Raw genomic sequence first — 16,400 nt, forward strand, 5'->3', positions numbered from 1 at the left:
CATGCCGCAATTTCCGGGGGGAGGATGCGGTACATGTGCCAAGAGGCGTTTCATTGATCGATTTCCGTCCCATTCTTTTCATCGTCGGCATTTTGCTTTGCACGCTGTCGGTTGGCATGTTCATCCCGGCACTGGTTGATCTTTATTACGATCAATCCGACTGGATCGTGTTTTCGGCGGCGTCCTTTGTTTCGCTGTTTGTCGGCGGGGCATTGATCATGATGAACCGCATGGACAATCTTAAGATCAATTCCCGTCAGGCCTTTATTCTAACCACCTTAAGCTGGCTGGTTCTGACCGCGGCATCGGCCCTGCCATTTGCGTTTTCCGATCTTGATATGTCCTATACCGACGCGTTTTTCGAAGCGATGTCGGGGATCTCGACCACCGGTTCGACCGTGATTGTCGGGCTCGATAACGCCCCGCAGGGGATTTTGCTGTGGCGCGCGCTTTTGCAGTGGCTGGGCGGGATCGGGATCATTGTGATGGCGATTGCCGTCATGCCGATGTTGCGCGTTGGTGGGATGCAGCTGTTCCGTATGGAAAACTCCGATAAGTCGGACAAGGCTTTCCCGCGCGCCACCCAGATCGCAATGGGCATTGCCATGCTGTATCTCAGCTTTACCGCCCTTTGGGCGATTATGCTGTGGTGGGCTGGCATGACGCCGTTTGATGCGATTGCCCATTCCATGACGACGATTGCGACCGGTGGCTTTTCCACCAAGGACGCATCGATCGGGCATTTTGACAGTGCGACGATTGATGTGATCATCACCCTTGGCATGGCGACCGGGGCACTTCCGTTTATTTTGTATCTGCAGATGCTGCGCGGGCAGGGCAAAGCGCTGTTTCGTGACAGTCAGGTACGCTGGTTCCTGACCATTGCGATTTCCATCATTGTCGGTTTGGCCTTCTGGCATTCTGAAACCAACAATATCGGATTCCTGCATGCGCTGCGCTACACGTCATTTAACATCGTTTCAGTCATGACCGGGACCGGTTATGCGACAACGGATTATGGTCTTTGGGGGCCATTTGCCGTCACAGTGTTCTTCTTTGTGATGTTCATTGGCGGCTGTGCCGGGTCGACGACCTGCGGGGTGAAAATCTTCCGTCTTCAGGTGCTTTATGAAATTGCCAAAATTCAGCTGTCGCACATGCTGCGCCCGCATGGCGTTTTCATTGCCTATTATAACCGCAAACCACTTTCCGAAGACGTTACCGAATCTGTCTTAAGCTTCTTCTTCCTGTTCGTGTTCTGCTTTGTGGTGCTTGCCGCGGGGCTGGGCGCGATGGGACTTGATTTCATCACCGCGGTTTCAAGTGCCGGGACAGCGATTGCCAATGTCGGGCCGGGCTTGGGCCCGATTGTCGGGCCGTCTGGCAATTTCGCGACCTTGCCCGATGGGGCAAAGTGGCTGATGTCGATTGGTATGCTGATCGGGCGGTTGGAAGTCTTTACCGTTCTGGTTCTGCTGTTCCCGGCCTTCTGGCGCGATTGATCGCGCATTAACCCAGATCATTTGATGTTTGATAGCACCCGCAAGTTCGCTTGCGGGTGTTTTGATTTGGGCGTGTTGACAATTTAGGTCACTCGTCCTAATTTCGGAATAGGACAAATGACCTAATTCACTTGCAGCATAAAAATCGGTTAGAGAAAATGGTATCAGCAACACGCGATCGTATTATCGAAACAGCAGATTTGCTGTTTTATCAGCGCGGGTTTGAAGCAACATCCTTTGCCGATATTGCTGCTGATGTCGGGATATCGCGCGGTAATTTCTATCACCATTTTAAAACCAAGGATGACATCCTTGATGGGGTGATCAATCGCCGCCTTGCCAATACCGAACAGATGCTTGATCGCTGGGAAGTCAGTGGCTCTGACCCGGCCGAACGTATCCGAAGCTTCATCCATATCCTGATCGTCAATGGCGAGAAAATCCGCAAGTTCGGCTGCCCGGTTGGCACCCTTTCATCGGAACTGGCCAAACTAAACCACGCAGCCCAAAGCGACGCGGCTGGGCTTTTCACCTTGTTTCGCAGTTGGCTGAAGCGCCAGTTCGAACGCCTTGGCTTTGCTGATCAATCAGATGAAATGGCCATGCATATTCTTGGGCGCAGTCAGGGTGTGGCAACCCTTGCCAATGCCTTTAATGATGACGGTTTTTTGCATCGGGAAGTCGATCTGATGTGTGCCTGGCTTGATGACCAGATTTCCAAAATTGCCGCCAAAAACATCTAAAGACAGGGAGTAAACCATGTTCGCCATCTTTTTGAAGTTTGCCGAAAATCGCGCCAAGGCCCCGGAATTCATGGACGCGCACAAGGCCTGGATAAAACAGGGTTTTGATGATGGCGTGTTTCTGATGGTCGGCAGCCTGCAGCCCAATATGGGCGGCGCGGTTCTTGCCCATGGGGTATCACGCGATGATATTGAAACCCGCGTGAACGATGACCCGTTTGTAATCGAAGGGATCGTTACCGCAGAAATCCTTGAGATTTCGCCAGCGCGTGCTGATCAGCGTCTTGATTTCCTGATGGCCTGATTGATGAGCAAGGTAACGATTGGGGCGGATGGCAAAGCGCGCTGTGCCTGGTGCGATTCTGCGCCGGAATTTAACGCCTATCACGATACGGAATGGGGTTTTCCGGTCACAGATGACATCCGTCTGTTTGAGAAAGTCTGTCTTGAAGGATTTCAATCGGGATTGAGTTGGCGCACGATCCTGGCCAAGCGGGAAAGCTTCCGCGCGGCCTTTGCTGGGTTTGATTTCCACGAGGTCGCGCAGTTTGGTGAAGCGGATGTGGAACGCCTTTTGACTGACGCCGGGATCATTCGTCATCGTGGCAAGATCGAAGCATCGATCAACAATGCCAAACGGGCGTGTGAAATGGTCAAAGCCGAAGGGTCGCTTGCAGCTTACTTTTGGCGGTTCGAACCGGACATGGCAGAAATTGAAACGCCACAGACCATGTCGACATCGCCAACATCCATCGCCCTTTCCAAGGACCTTAAGAAACGCGGTTGGAAGTTTGTCGGGCCAACGACGGTGTTTGCTTTTATGCAGGCAATGGGCCTGATCAATGATCATGCAGAAGGATGCTATCTTCGGCCGCAGATTGATAAAATCCGTAAATCCCTGACCCAACCGACAGCGTAGATCCCAAAAAAAGACACCCCTTGCCAAAGGCAAGGGGTTCTGAGGGCAGGGACTGGTGCAAGTCCCTCGATGATAATCCGGCAAGGATTATGTCGGGCCACAATCTCTCATCTCAACCGCAAGGTGGGCAAACGGGCATTTGGCCGTTGCGCAAATCTTCTTGCAGGTGATCATGAAGATGGGGAAATCAATTTGGCGATACCGAACCTTGGGTCAGGAGCGGATCGGGGATCGGGATTTCGGCCCGGCATCGCCTTGAGGACAATGTGCCAAACCTCATTCCAAAGATAAAATTGAATTTAAAATGAATATTGATAGATGAAAACTATCAATTAGGTGCGTTGCGATGGGGCAATGCACCAATTTCAGGCGATAAACGGCAATTTAACCAAGAAAACTGCGCCATCTGGCCCTGTTGCAACGAGGCGAAGATCACCGTGATGGGTGCTTATCAACTCCCGCGCGATGGCAAGTCCAAGTCCGGTTCCGCCAACACGACCGCTTCCGGCAAACGGCACAAACAGGTTTTTGATCGCTTTTTCGGGCAATCCGGGGCCGTTATCGGATATGGAAACCTCAATAAAACTGCGGGGTTCATCCGATTCGCCCAATTCTTCGAGGCCATTTGTAATGCTGTGCGTGATCGAAACCAGGTCAGCACCAGCTTCAAGCGGGTTACGGATCAGGTTGCTAAAGGCGCGAAACAACATGTCGTAGTCTGCTTCAAGCATCACATTATCGGGCAGATCAATCTCGATCCGGGCAGTGCAGGGCATCTTGCCATCCGGGTTTTCGCCAACCGCCCCATCCAAAAGCGGCTCCGATTTCTGCAGCAAAATCTGATCGCGAATTTCTTCAATCAGCTCAATCAATGTGAATCTGGCCAGATCACGTGGCGGCGGCGTTTCACGCGCAAAGGACAATGTCTGCTCGCTGATATAGACCGCGCGCTCCATCGATGACAGAAGCCTTGGCACAACGGCACGGACTTCGTCATCTTCGCTTTTTGCAAGCTGCTCTGTCATCAGCATCGATGTTGCCAACGCGTTGCGCAGATCATGGCTGATCTTGGTCGCGGCCGTACCAAGGGCCGCCAGTCGCCGCCGCTGGTTAAGCATCGCCTGAAGGTCTTGTTGCATGATCGCCAGTTCTTGGCGGGCTACACCAATTTCATCATCACGCAGGCCCGGTGTGATGACCGATGATTTGTCCTGCGGGTTTTCCCGAAACCGGATCATGTCACGGGTCAGGGTCCGCATCGGGCGCACCATCAACCGGTTCAGCGCAAAATAAACAAGGCCCGCAGTAAAGAACGAAATCATCAGCGACAGGCCAAATACCCGCCAGCCGAAATTGCGCATGGCCTCGGTCAGGCTTTCTTCATGAACCAAAATCTCGATTTCGAAATCGGGCGCCATGGATGGCATGCCAACAACGCGCAGCATACGATCCCCGGTCTGTGACAGGGTCGATAACCCTTCCATCAGGGCCATCGGGATCGAGAAGTCGGTAACATTGACATCCTTGTCGACCTTGGCGGGCATGTCATCGCGCTGAAGCAGCAATTTGCGGTCTTCACGGCGCAAAATAACCGCCTCAATTCCGGCATTGGACAGCAATTCCTTTTCCAGATCATCGGGGATCATTTGATCTGGTGTCGCCTCAAGCGCCAAGGCCGCCAGATAACCGGAATCAAGATGGGCTTTGAGCCAATCAATCCGGAACCGCGCAACCGACGGGGCAAACACGAAAATCTCCGCAAGCATGACAAAGCTTACCGTCAGCACCAGCAGGCGCGCGGAGAGCGATTTGGCCCACGGGGGCAATTTCAGATGCGGGCGTTCCATAAGGCGATGTTAGGCCAATCGTGCGAAAAAAGTACAGCGTTTCAGATGCTTGAAAACGGAGGTCAGGTGAAACGTGGTGATGACTTAACCAAGCTTGAGCAAGAAGCGGACAATTTTACGCGTTTTCTCGCTAAATAGGCTGGGCGTGTACCACTGTCCGGCGGCCCGTTTGGAAATCTCGCCAAGCGTTGGATAGGGGGCGATCATCCCGGCAATGGCACCGATCTTCATTTTCTTTGAAATCGCCAAGGTCCAAACGCCGATCAGCTCACCGGCCTGTCGGCCGACAATTCCGGCACCAAGGATGCGGCCCTTGCGGGTCGTGACAACCTTGATAAAGCCCTTGGTGTCGGCTTCGGCGCGGGCGCGGTCATTTTCGGCGTAGTCCCAGGTGAGGACACGAATGTCATCGCCATATTGTTTGCGTGCGGTCGCCTCGGTCATGCCGACCTGTGCCAGTTCCGGATTGGTATATGTTACCCAGGGCACGGCAGAATAATTGACCTTGGCTGGAAGACGGAACAGGGCATTGCGAATGACAATCCCGGCATCATAGCCCGCCATATGGGTGAATTGCAGGCCACCTGTCACATCACCAATCGCAAAGACCTTTTTGTTTGATGTGCGCAACCGCGCATCAATCGTGATGCCGCCACGATGATGCTCAATACCGGCTTCGTTCAGCCCAAGATCTTCGATATTGGGTTTGCGCCCGGTCGCCAGCAGCAGGTGACTGCCTTCGATCGTAATTTCGATATTGTTGTGTTCGATCACGACACGGAGCTGATCACCAAGGCGATGGACCTCTTTGGTTTTGGCCTGCTCGTAAAGCGTAATGCCGCTTTCCTTGATGTGATCACGGACAACCGTGACCATATCAGGATCATCCTTTGGCAGGATGCTCATCATTTCAATGACGGTGACTTTTGCGCCAAGCTGCTGATGGGCCTGCGCCATTTCAAGGCCAATCGGACCGCCGCCAATAACAATCAAATGATCCGGGCAGGTGCGATTTTCAAAGATGGTTTCATTGGTGAAGTAACCAACATTTTCCAGACCGGGAATGGGCGGGACGGCGGCACGTGATCCTGTGGCAACGACAAATCGTTTGGCACGGATGATGTTGCCATCTGCCTTTACTTCATTGGGCCCCGCGAATTTTGCTTCGGCCTGAATGACGGTGCAGCCAAGCTTTTCAAACCGTTCGACCAAATCATGTGGGGCGATCCCGGCAATCACCGAATGGACGTGATCCATGGTCTTGGAGAAATCAATTTCGACGGGCCCCGCAAACACACCAAACCGATTGGCATTACGCGCATGTTCCGCCGCATGTGCGGCAGCAAGAAGTGCCTTGGAGGGAACGCAGCCGGTATTCAGGCAATCGCCACCCATCTTGCCCTTTTCAATCAGGACGACATCCGCCCCCATCTGAACCGCACCGGCCGCAACCGACAGGCCGCCTGACCCGGCACCAATCACGCAGATATCGGTATTGATGACCTTACTCATCTTTTGCGGTCCCGTTCTTTGATGTGCGCAGTTTCTTATAGGCAACCGGCAAAAGTGCAAGCACAGCGAGTCCAATGATCGGTGTGAGGATACGCGGTTCAAAGATGATGCCAAGATCAGGGGTCTTGCCCTGATCAAACACCGCGCCCAAGCCATCCCCGATCGAGGCATATACAAAGGTCCCCGGAATGATGCCAAGCAGCGTTCCAAACACAAAGGAGCGCAACTTAACCCCCAAAAGGGCGGGTACCAAATTGACCAGCCAGAATGGAAAGATCGGGATCAGGCGCAGAACCATCAGATAGCTAAAGGCGTTCTCGGCAAAGCCCTTTTCCATCTTGCGGATGGCATTGCCCGCCTTGGCCTGCATCAGATCATAAAACGCATAACGTGCTGCCAAATAAACAATTACGGCCCCGATGGTGGCTGCCAGCACGATATAGGTCGTGCCAAAAAAAGCACCAAACATGAAGCCGCCGGCAATTGTCAGAAGCGATCCGATGGGAAGTGACAAGGCAACCGCGATGACATAGATCGTCATAAAGACCAGCACACTGGAAACCGGATTGCTTGCAACAAAGCCCTGCAGGAGTTCGCGGTTTTCGCGCAGCGTGTCAAAAGACAGAAAATCCAGAAGGCCTGTTGCCCATGCCGCGATCAAACCGGTTATCAATACCACCAGCGGCAAAAGTCTGCGCCAAAGGGGCTTTTGGGTGCCGGTTTTTTCAGTAGCGATATCGTTATCTTGGTTGGGCAAATCAGCGGCCATTGAACTGGTTTTGGTCATTGTTTTCACGCTCTTGCAAATTCGGGTCGTGGGACGAAGAGCAAACCCCGAAAACAGGATTGCATTAATTGAGCCAAGATTAGAGCGAAATCTCCAAACTTGCTTATGAACTGCTTTCACCATTCCGTGAGGCCAAAGCGAGGCCGTCCACCAGCGATAAAGCGCCAATCTGCGCAAAATTCCTGACGGGGTGGTGCTTGACGTTGGGGAAATCTGGTCGTATCGTCTGGCCATCGTGGGATTTGTCGACCGGCTTGCGGCCACGTAAAAAATCGCTAAAGAGGGGATAGAAGGCTTCGGCCCTGACCCATTCATGCCGGTCAGGGTTTTTTTGTGTCCGGAACGCACCATATCTCCGGGCATGTAGGAGCAAGACAATGACGACCGAAAAAAAGGCTTCCGATAACTGGCGCGCAGCGACCCGTTCTGTTCGTGGTGGCACAGCCCGTAGCGGCTTTTGCGAGACCTCCGAAGCCATCTTCATGAATTCCGGCTATGTATACAATTCTGCTGCCGAGGCAGAAGCCTCCTTTGATGGCAGCGGGCCGGAACGGTATGTCTATTCCCGTTTCGCCAACCCAACCGTTGGCATGTTTGAAGAACGCCTTGCCCTGATCGAAGGTGCAAAATATTGCCGCGCGACAGCATCTGGTATGTCTGCGGTTTGGAATGCACTTGCCGCCTGTACCAATGCTGGTGGCCGTGTTGTCGGTTCGCGCGCATTGTTTGGGTCGTGTGAATTCATCCTGACGACCCTTCTGCCGCGCTTTGGTGTTGAAACCGAACTGGTCGATGGCACGGACAAGGAAGCATGGGCCGAAGCCCTTTCCAAACCAGCTGATGCGGTATTCCTTGAAACGCCGTCGAACCCGACGCTTGAAGTTCTTGATATCGCCTATATCGCTGATTTGGCGCATAAGGCCGGTGCGAAGGTCGTTGTCGATAACGTTTTTGCCACCCCGATCTTGCAAAAGCCAATGGAACTGGGTGCTGATATCGTTGTTTATTCCGCGACCAAGCATATTGATGGTCAGGGCCGCTGTCTTGGCGGTGCCATCCTGTTTAACGACAAGGAATGGCATGACGAACATCTGACTACCTTCCTGCGTCACACCGGCCCAAGCATGAGCCCGTTCAATGCGTGGGTTCTGCTCAAAGGTCTTGAAACGCTTAACCTGCGTATTGATCAGCACATTCGCAATGCAACAGCACTGGCAGAATTCCTGTCGGAACAGCCGCAAGTTTCACGCGTTCTATATCCGGGACTGAAAAGTCATCCGCAGCATGAACTGGCAATGAAACAGATGTCGGGTCGCGGTGGTGGATTGATCGCAATAGAGCTTGCCGGTGGTAAAAAGGCCGCCTTCTCGCTGCTTGATAACCTCAAGCTGATTGATATCTCCAACAACCTTGGGGATGCGAAAAGTCTGGCAACCCATCCTTGGACGACAACGCATCAGCGCGTTCCGGCCGAAGACAAAATCACGATGGGCATCACCGAAGGCATGCTGCGCATTTCTGTCGGTCTTGAAGACATTGATGACCTGAAAGAAGACCTTTTGGCTGCTTTGTCCGCGTAAGGACAAAAAGATAGTAATCCTGTTTCCGATGCGGCCCGTACCATGTGCGGGCCGTTTCGTTTCAGAAAGGTCGTTTGGAGTGGTGCCGTTGGCGACTGATGAATATCAAAGTCTTTGCAAGCTTTTGTCATCGGCCACTGGTACTTCTGCGACGGACTGTCTACATATGGCGCATCAATCGTAATCTTGGCTGACGCAATTGATTGGAACACATTTGGCCCGGAGACGTGCATGTATTCGACCGTAACCCACGACATCAAGGTTTCGGTACAACCGGTATTCCTTGAGGCAGAGTCTGATCCTGATACCCACAGATATGTGTGGGCCTATCGGATTGAAATCGAGAATCTCGGGTCCAAAACCGTGCAGTTGCTGAACCGCTATTGGCGGATTACAAACTCGCGCGGTGAAACCCAGGAAGTCAAAGGTCCCGGTGTTGTTGGTGAGCAACCTGTGCTGGGCGTTGGAGAAAGCTTCAACTATACCAGTGGCGCGCCGTTAACCACGCCAAGTGGCTTCATGGTTGGGACCTATGAGATGACGGATATGGACGGCAATCATTTTGATATTGCCATTCCGGCCTTTTCGCTGGACAGTCCCCATGGGCAACATACCGTGAACTAAGATAAAAAGGGGTCAGGAGCCCCACCAAGGCGGGAAGCAATCCCGCACGGAAAGTTAAAAGGATTTAGTATGTGCAGCGAACATAAAGCGGTGAAACGTCCCACCCGTGAGGAAGCCGAAGAAGCAGTCCGCACGCTTCTGCGTTGGGCTGGTGATGATCCCGATCGCGAAGGTTTGCGTGGAACGCCCGACCGCGTTGCGCGCTCTTATGGGGAATTCTTCGCGGGCTATCAGCAAGATCCGGCTGAAATTCTGCGCCGCACGTTCGAAGAAACCGACGGCTATGATGAAATGGTTGTTCTGCGCGACATCCGTGTTAAGTCGTATTGCGAACATCACATGGTACCGATCATTGGTGTTGCCCATGTGGCCTACCTACCGCGCCGCCGTGTTGTTGGCATCTCCAAACTCGCCCGCGTGGTTGAGGTCTATGCCAAGCGCCTGCAAATTCAGGAAAAAATGACCGCACAGGTCGCCAACACCATTCAGGAAGAGCTTGATCCGCTTGGTGTTGCGGTGGTGATTGATGCCAACCATCAGTGCATGAGCACGCGTGGCGTTCACAAAACCGGTGTGTCGATGGTGACCAGCCGCATGCTGGGCGCGTTCCGTGATGACCCGATCACGCGCCGTGAATTCTTTGCCATGATCGGTCGTTGATTAGCGTCTGAGAACGTCAAAAGTGATAAAGGCCGCAGCGGATCGCTGCGGCCTTTTGTGTTCCTGCAATCGGGTTTGGGGCCCGCTTTGCTTAATCTTCGCGGAAATCGCTGTGGCAGGATTTGCAGGTCTTCAACATCGTGCCAAGTGCACCCTTAAAATCGCCTTCTGAACCATTATTGGCGGCAACAGTTTTAAGGGCACCAGCGGTGGACTGAAGTTCCATCGCAAGTTCAGAGAATTTAGACCAGTCTTCCCAGATATCCGGATGCGCTTCGGACGGTTTGCCAACGCTTCCTTCCGGGAACAGCTTGGTGAAGTTCTCACCTGCATGGCTTTCGATGATGCTCGCTGACTGTTCAACTTTTGCCGGTTCATAGGGAAGGGTTCCCTTAAGCATCGGCACCAGGATTTTAACCTGCTGACCGATGGCTTCCATGCCTTCCATACGTTCTTTTACCACACCAGTTGCGCCTTCATGGGCGATAGCGCCGACACTGAAAGTCATGCCAAGTGCGATGGCGGCTCCGATAACTCTCTTCAACTCTCTCAATCCCTGCTTTTTGATGTTTTGGTTATAGCCGATTTGGGTCCATGCTCTCTCTAATGGCCAAATCGGGATAGAATATGGTCAACCGACCCGACATATGATCCGCCAAACAGGCGGACATGAACCAATAGTGGATAAAGGTTATACAAATCTCTACGTTCTTCAAAGAAGCCCGGATTGATTTGCATGATTTCCGCGTAGCGATCAAAGAATGCAGGCGTCAAATCACCAAATAGTGTGCCAAAGGCCAACTCAATTTCCCGGTCGCCATAATAGATCGCCGGATCAATCAAACCGGCCAATTTCCCGTTTTGACACAGAATGTTCCCGCCCCACAGATCACCATGCAGAAGCGATGGCTTGGGCTGATCATCAATATGGCGATCAAGCCGATCAATCAGCCGATCCATCCGCGCCGTCATCGCGGCGTTTAACCGCCCTTCCTTGTGCGCTGCATGTGCCATGAAGCGCAGGCGATGCTCGCCAAAGAACCGGATCCAGCTGGCTTCTTGCTGATTGGGTTGATGTAGCCCACCGATCAATGTGTCGAACGATAGTCCGAACTGATCGGATGTGACCGCATGTTGCCTTGCCAGTTGCTCGGCAAGATCAATCTGAACACTTTCGCTCATCTGATTGTCATTGGCGATGAAGCTCATGATCAGGCAGCCGTCATCGGCATAGATCACGTCCGGGCAAGTAATTGGCGAATGCTGTGCCAAATAACGCAGCATCTCAGCCTCAATCAAAAGCCCAGAAGTGTTTGCATCGCCCTTCTTGATGACAAGCGATCGGCCACATTCAAGATCGGCTCGCATCACATCCGCCACACATCCACCCGAAAGTGTTGTCATTTGGCGGATGCCAGATCCGGTCAGTTCGGTGATTTTATCTGCAAGCGTGATCTTTTCCATGACAACGGGCGGAGTGGTGGATCAGAAACCGTGCTTTTCACGGATCTGGGTCAGAAGGTTGTGTGATGCTTCTTCGATCATATCAAACACATGCACAAAGCCGTTTGCCCCACCGTAATAGGGATCAGGCACACTTTGACCACCCATATCGGGATGATAATCCAAAAACAGCTCAATCCGGTTTTGACTGGATCCCGGCGCCTGCCTGCGCATGTCCCGCAGATGTCCGTCATCCATCGCCAAGATATAGTCAAACTGGACATAGTCGCCCGGCTTGATCTTGCGCGATCGGATATCGCTTAAATCAACACCCCGGCTTTCAGCCATTTCGCGCGATCGTGGATCGGGAAGTTCTCCGACGTGATAGGCCGACAAGCCACAACTATCGACACTAATCTGGTTTTCAAGTCCGGCTTCGCGAACGATCTTGCGAAACACGCCATCGGCGGTGGGCGAACGACAGATATTGCCGGTACAGACAAAAAGAACCTTGATCACGCGACTTTTCCAGCTGTGTTGAGGATGGGGGTGACGATAGAAAATCAGACTGACATGCCCTGATCGGTGGGGCAATGGCCTCTGTCAGTTGGGTGAAGTTGCCGTTGTTTGCTGCATCTGCACGGTCAGCTTATGTAACAGCTTCGTGACATTTTGAATCGTCCACTGACAGCCTCGTCAATAGTTTGTATGATCGCGCCATAATTTGAATATTGGCGCGTATCGATGCAGGAATTTGTTTCTTTTGGTTTGCATGTTGCCCTGATCCGGCAACTTGCCTGGTTGCCACGGGGCTATGACCTTGTGCCGGCCGGGACGGTGGTGACGTCTGCCAAATTGCGCAGCATCATGCTCGCCCTTGAAGAAATCAATGGACCCGCTGTTTTGGTGCGTCTTGGCCGCCATCTGGCTGCCAAGGAACAGGAACCCATCCTGACCATGCTGCGTCATGCGGCAACACCGGCAGTAACCGCAGATCGCTGGCGCCGCTTGGAGGGCTATTCACATGCCCGTGCGCGCAGCGATTTCACCATCACCGGTAAATCCATGACCATCCATCGCGGTGTTGTCCGCGGTCAACCGCCTGCGCGCGTTGAAAACCTGTTATTGCAGGGTTTTCTGATTGGCTTGCTTGAGGCAGCCGGGGCCGAAGATATTGATGGCACGATCTTGCCAAGCCACGGGCCGTCGGTTCGCGTGATGCGCAAGGGAAAGATCAATAACAAACTTGCCTTTACCGGACGCGGTTTGCGCTTTCGGATCAATTGGAACAGTTTCGAACCGGTTTCCTCATCCTATCCGTTCATGGCCAACATGCCGGGCACTGCACCGTCCATCGGTGCTCAGCGCCCGATCGTCCAGCAGCTTTATGCGATCCTTGAACAGGATATCGGGCGCAGCTGGTCAATTGATGAAGTGGCAGCCGCCCTTGATACATCCGGCCGTACCTTGCAGCGCCGCCTGCAGCAGGCCAACAACCGCTTTTCCGATATCATCCGTCTGGTTCGCGTGCGTGAAGCTTGTCGTTTGCTGTATGGCACTCAGCTATCTGTAGGTGAGATCGGCTTTTGGTGCGGCTTTACCGACAATGCGCATTTCTCGCGTGATTTCAGACGTTTGTTGGCAATGCCGCCATCGGTCTATCGCGAAGCCAGCATTGGCCATGCCGGGTTGACCCGCGCCTGATCCAAGCTTTGGTGCGGCATTCAAACGTCTAGTGTGATTGACCTAGCATGCGGCCTTGTTTATCAGCAGGGCAGATAAGGGCTGCATTGCCAAACGATCCGCATCCACGAGGCCGCCATGACCAATCCGACACATCGCGAAAACCAATATGCCGGTTTCCTGCCGCCGCGTTTCAAAGAACGGCCAGACGCCGACGATGTGGCGATCAAGACTTGGACGGTTGGCACACCTCTTTCCGATCATTCGGTTCCTGAAATGCCCGCAGCACTCTCCCTGTTCTTTGATCTGGTGGGACCCTCGGCCCAGCGTGCGGGATCAAACGGCTTTGCCATGCTGTGGCTTGATCGTCATCCGCACGAAGAACCGGGTTGGCGTCTTTCCATCGGTCATGTCGGATCATCTGATGATATCGAAACTGCGGTGGCAAAGCCTTTGGCACGTCTTGTTGATGCCATGCCGATGGCCGCGTTCGAAACAGAAGACTGGCACATGACCCGTCCGCTGTGGCGCAAGCGATCCGAGCCGGTCAAACTTGTTTTTTGGGGAAGCTTTGCCGATCACGCACGTGCCATTCTTGGTCATGGCGACGGTGCTTCGTTCTATCAGCCGCTCGGTGCCGGGCTTCGTTCCGATAATGTCGCAAGCCTTTTGCCAATGCTTGAAGATCTGCTGGGTGATCCGTTCCTAATCGGCGGGATGGGCTTTGAAGATGCCATGCGTTTGGGGATTTCCCTTGGTCGTGCGCATCTGATTGAAAGCTGGATCGAAGCCGGTGGCGCGGAAAAGGAACCTTATTTCCGCCCGATGCGCATCTGGCATCAGGCCTGGCTTGCCAATGCACTGATTGATCCGGCGGTCGCAAGTCTTGCCATGTCGGGTAAACCGGCAATGCCGGCGTTGGATTTTGCCGCAGACAGCACACCGGGCTCACGGCGCAAATCGCTTGATGATCTTTCAAGCTGGCTGACCACGGTCTTCTTTACGGATGAACATCCAGCCCTTCGCAACGCATTTGTTGCCGGGGTGCAAAATGCAGTTTGGCTTGATAGCGACCTTCAGCAATATCTACAGCCACAACAACGCACTGAAATCGTTCAGGGCCTGATGCCCTATTGCCGCTGGTTCCTTGCCATGGCGCTTTATAACCATCTTGGCAATCTGGCAGCGGGCAACGCACGCGAAGATCAGATCGAATTTTACGCGACACTGGTCGATGCATTGCCGGAGCTGGCACCGCTCACCGAACTTGCGAGCCAGCGTGATATCGAACTTCACATCATCCGCATCGAAGCTGCGCGTGCCGCATCCGCCTTTGATACGCTGGTTCTGCCATTCTGCGATCTTTTGATGCCGCGCCGTCAGTTCGACGCCGAACGGTCCTGATCTTGCGCTTGCGCCCAATAATGAAAAAAGGTCCGCCAGATTGCTCCAGCGGACCTTTTTGCTGTGTTGCGGGAATCTATGCGTGGGCCTTGTGTTCCGGGATCGGACGGTCTGAAACGATCTTGAACCGGATTACCAATCCACTGACCGCAACCAGACTTGCAATCACAATGCCCCAGAACAATCCACGCACGCCCATCTCCATGACAAAGGTCAGGTAATAGCCCGTCGGAATCATGACAAAGATATAAGACACCAGATGCAAAATCGTCGGTGCCCATTTATCCCCCGCCCCGCGCAGTGCACTGATTGCAGCATTCTGTCCGCCATCGGTCGGGAAAATGATCGGCATCAGAATCAAAACCGACATGGTGGTGGCAATCACGCTCATATCCTGTGTGAACAGATGCGATACAGCACCCGGGAACAGATAAATCGGGATGCTCAAAGCAAACATCACAACCATCGTGGTCAGAAGTCCGATCCATCCGGCCAATGCCATATCAGGCCGATCACGTCTGCCGTAGGCAATGCCGACCCGAACCGACGTCGCCGATGCAAGGCCAAGGGCAACCATGAACATCAAAGCAAGGATCGTCATGCTGATGCCATAGCTTGCTGCGGCAATCACGCCGAGGCGCCCGGCAAAAAGCTGCATGGCGGCAAAGGCGCTGGTTTCCATGCCTTGGCTGGCACCGGCGGCATAGCCCAGATGGCGTGCCTCGCTTGATGCTTTCCACCACCCCTTAAAGCCATCTCGAATGCCATAAAGCGCGTGGTTCTTCACAAAGATGATATAGCCAAGCAGGCCGAGCGCCATGACCCAGCGGATCACGCTTGACGTCCAGGCAGCGCCCTCAGCACCCAATTCAGGGAAACCAAATGCGCCATAGACCAACCCGTAATCCAGAAACAGGTTAATCGCATTGGCCCCGATCATAAGAACCATGCCCGGTATCGGCCGTTGCAATCCTTCTAGGAAAAAGGCGCAGGTTATATAGATCAATGCGGCTGGCATGCCGATCGCAAAATTTTGGCAAGGTAACCGGCATTCTCGGTAATCTCGGCCGGCTGCCCGGTAATGACGAACAAAAGGTCCGAATGCCAAGTCAGCAGCGTAAACAGAATGCCGACCAGAACGGCATAGGGCATGGCATTGCGCCAAACCGCCCCCGCCGCCAAAAGGTTTTCGCGCCCATTGGCATGTGACGTCATGATCATCACACCGGTCAAAAGACCAATGCCCGTAACCATTAGCGAGGTGAAAGGCGCATGCGCGACGTTAAGATAGGCCAAACCCGCACTGTCATAGTTGCCAACGATAATGGTATCGACAACCGACATGATCAGCATGCCAAGTCTGGCAATGGTGACCGGCAGGGCTAGGCGGAACAGTTCGCTTAAATGGCGCTTTACCCGGTTATTGGGATAAAGCGGGGTTGGCGAAATGCTTGGATCGGGCGGTGGCGGGGCCACTGTCCCATCCTGTGGGGCGATCGTCATTGGAACATTCCCTGTTTTCTTTATTTATGGTGGCAACCAGATCCGGCAATGGTGGTGGCAATACCGGATCGGGCTGCGCCTTATGCCCCAATATGGTCGGGGGTCTTTATCTGTGTGCGGCGAACGGGCGGCGCGGAATGGCCATCAGCAATTTGGCCGGATCATCGGTAATCACGGATGTGACGCCCCATGA

The 16,400-nt window shown here is 53.5% G+C and carries 18 protein-coding genes and 1 riboswitch; of the genes, 10 read left to right on the forward strand and 8 right to left on the reverse strand.

Translation table 11 applies throughout. From position 1 onward, the window contains the following. Positions 1–53: 53 nt before the first annotated feature. The 4 genes from ACMZ66_RS03785 to ACMZ66_RS03800 all read left to right on the forward strand — a co-directional run bounded on the left by ACMZ66_RS03785 (position 54) and on the right by ACMZ66_RS03800 (position 3,164). Positions 54–1,502 carry a TrkH family potassium uptake protein gene (locus ACMZ66_RS03785; RefSeq protein ID WP_416934554.1) on the forward strand — a complete coding sequence of 483 codons (1,449 nt, stop codon included), beginning with the start codon at positions 54–56 and terminating at the stop codon, positions 1,500–1,502. Positions 1,503–1,660: 158 nt separating this feature from the next. Further along, positions 1,661–2,245 carry a TetR/AcrR family transcriptional regulator gene (locus ACMZ66_RS03790; RefSeq protein ID WP_416934556.1) on the forward strand — a complete coding sequence of 195 codons (585 nt, stop codon included), beginning with the start codon at positions 1,661–1,663 and terminating at the stop codon, positions 2,243–2,245. 16 nt (positions 2,246–2,261) lie between these two features. Further along, positions 2,262–2,549 carry a YciI family protein gene (locus tag ACMZ66_RS03795; RefSeq protein ID WP_416934558.1) on the forward strand — a complete coding sequence of 96 codons (288 nt, stop codon included), beginning with the start codon at positions 2,262–2,264 and terminating at the stop codon, positions 2,547–2,549. Positions 2,550–2,552: 3 nt separating this feature from the next. Further along, on the forward strand, positions 2,553–3,164 hold the full coding sequence (locus ACMZ66_RS03800; RefSeq protein WP_416934559.1) for a DNA-3-methyladenine glycosylase I: 612 nt from the start codon (positions 2,553–2,555) through the stop codon (positions 3,162–3,164). A gap of 365 nt (positions 3,165–3,529) precedes the next feature. Here the strand turns inward: ACMZ66_RS03800 and ACMZ66_RS03805 are convergent, their stop codons facing one another. The 3 genes from ACMZ66_RS03805 to ACMZ66_RS03815 all read right to left on the reverse strand — a co-directional run bounded on the left by ACMZ66_RS03805 (position 3,530) and on the right by ACMZ66_RS03815 (position 7,310). After that, a complete protein-coding gene (locus ACMZ66_RS03805; RefSeq protein WP_416934561.1) occupies positions 3,530–5,011 on the reverse strand; it encodes an ATP-binding protein in 1,482 nt (493 codons plus the stop codon). Between the two features lie 84 nt (positions 5,012–5,095). Then, positions 5,096–6,523: a dihydrolipoyl dehydrogenase family protein gene (locus ACMZ66_RS03810; protein ID WP_416934563.1), complete on the reverse strand. Its 1,428-nt coding sequence runs from the start codon at positions 6,521–6,523 to the stop codon at positions 5,096–5,098. Then, complete coding sequence (locus tag ACMZ66_RS03815) at positions 6,516–7,310, reverse strand: TVP38/TMEM64 family protein (RefSeq protein WP_416934564.1); 795 nt, start codon at positions 7,308–7,310, stop codon at positions 6,516–6,518. Before ACMZ66_RS03815 ends, ACMZ66_RS03810 begins: the two co-directional genes overlap by 8 nt. Before the next feature lie 225 nt (positions 7,311–7,535). Continuing rightward, a riboswitch (SAM riboswitch) is annotated at positions 7,536–7,610 on the forward strand. Between the two features lie 77 nt (positions 7,611–7,687). Between ACMZ66_RS03815 and metZ the strand changes: the two genes are divergently transcribed. The 3 genes from metZ to folE all read left to right on the forward strand — a co-directional run bounded on the left by metZ (position 7,688) and on the right by folE (position 10,174). Continuing rightward, entirely contained in the window at positions 7,688–8,890 is a 1,203-nt protein-coding gene (gene metZ, locus ACMZ66_RS03820) for an O-succinylhomoserine sulfhydrylase (RefSeq protein WP_416934566.1), read from the forward strand. 231 nt (positions 8,891–9,121) lie between these two features. Further along, positions 9,122–9,514: a Co2+/Mg2+ efflux protein ApaG gene (gene apaG / locus ACMZ66_RS03825; RefSeq protein ID WP_416934568.1), complete on the forward strand. Its 393-nt coding sequence runs from the start codon at positions 9,122–9,124 to the stop codon at positions 9,512–9,514. 69 nt (positions 9,515–9,583) lie between these two features. Next, positions 9,584–10,174, forward strand: a complete 591-nt coding sequence (gene folE / locus ACMZ66_RS03830; protein WP_416934570.1) for a GTP cyclohydrolase I FolE — start codon at positions 9,584–9,586, stop codon at positions 10,172–10,174. A gap of 91 nt (positions 10,175–10,265) precedes the next feature. Here folE and ACMZ66_RS03835 read toward each other — a convergent pair whose 3' ends face one another. From ACMZ66_RS03835 to ACMZ66_RS03845, 3 genes are read right to left on the reverse strand one after another with little or no spacing between them, the layout of a single operon-like run. Then, positions 10,266–10,718, reverse strand: a complete 453-nt coding sequence (locus ACMZ66_RS03835; RefSeq protein WP_416934572.1) for a c-type cytochrome — start codon at positions 10,716–10,718, stop codon at positions 10,266–10,268. 59 nt (positions 10,719–10,777) lie between these two features. Then, positions 10,778–11,638 (reverse strand): fructosamine kinase family protein, encoded by an 861-nt coding sequence (locus ACMZ66_RS03840; RefSeq protein ID WP_416934574.1) that lies wholly within the window; start codon positions 11,636–11,638, stop codon positions 10,778–10,780. Between the two features lie 21 nt (positions 11,639–11,659). Next, a complete protein-coding gene (locus tag ACMZ66_RS03845) occupies positions 11,660–12,136 on the reverse strand; it encodes a low molecular weight protein-tyrosine-phosphatase (protein ID WP_416934576.1) in 477 nt (158 codons plus the stop codon). A 225-nt stretch (positions 12,137–12,361) separates the two neighbouring features. Between ACMZ66_RS03845 and ACMZ66_RS03850 the strand changes: the two genes are divergently transcribed. Beyond that, positions 12,362–13,321, forward strand: coding sequence for a helix-turn-helix transcriptional regulator (locus tag ACMZ66_RS03850; protein WP_416934578.1), 960 nt, complete (start codon positions 12,362–12,364; stop codon positions 13,319–13,321). A 117-nt stretch (positions 13,322–13,438) separates the two neighbouring features. Continuing rightward, positions 13,439–14,704 (forward strand): hypothetical protein, encoded by a 1,266-nt coding sequence (locus ACMZ66_RS03855; RefSeq protein ID WP_416934580.1) that lies wholly within the window; start codon positions 13,439–13,441, stop codon positions 14,702–14,704. A gap of 76 nt (positions 14,705–14,780) precedes the next feature. Here the strand turns inward: ACMZ66_RS03855 and ACMZ66_RS03860 are convergent, their stop codons facing one another. Next, positions 14,781–15,722, reverse strand: coding sequence for an MATE family efflux transporter (locus ACMZ66_RS03860; RefSeq protein WP_416934582.1), 942 nt, complete (start codon positions 15,720–15,722; stop codon positions 14,781–14,783). Next, positions 15,707–16,207, reverse strand: a complete 501-nt coding sequence (locus tag ACMZ66_RS03865) for an MATE family efflux transporter (RefSeq protein WP_416934584.1) — start codon at positions 16,205–16,207, stop codon at positions 15,707–15,709. Before ACMZ66_RS03865 ends, ACMZ66_RS03860 begins: the two co-directional genes overlap by 16 nt. On the opposite strand from ACMZ66_RS03865, the gene ACMZ66_RS03870 reads away from it, so the two are divergent. Next, positions 16,207–16,400 (forward strand): hypothetical protein (locus ACMZ66_RS03870; RefSeq protein WP_416934586.1); only part of this gene is annotated, 194 nt, incomplete at its 3' end. The genes ACMZ66_RS03865 and ACMZ66_RS03870 overlap by 1 nt on opposite strands.

This window comes from Thalassospira sp. (genome assembly GCF_048059015.1).
Taxonomy (GTDB): Bacteria; Pseudomonadota; Alphaproteobacteria; order Rhodospirillales; family Thalassospiraceae; genus Thalassospira.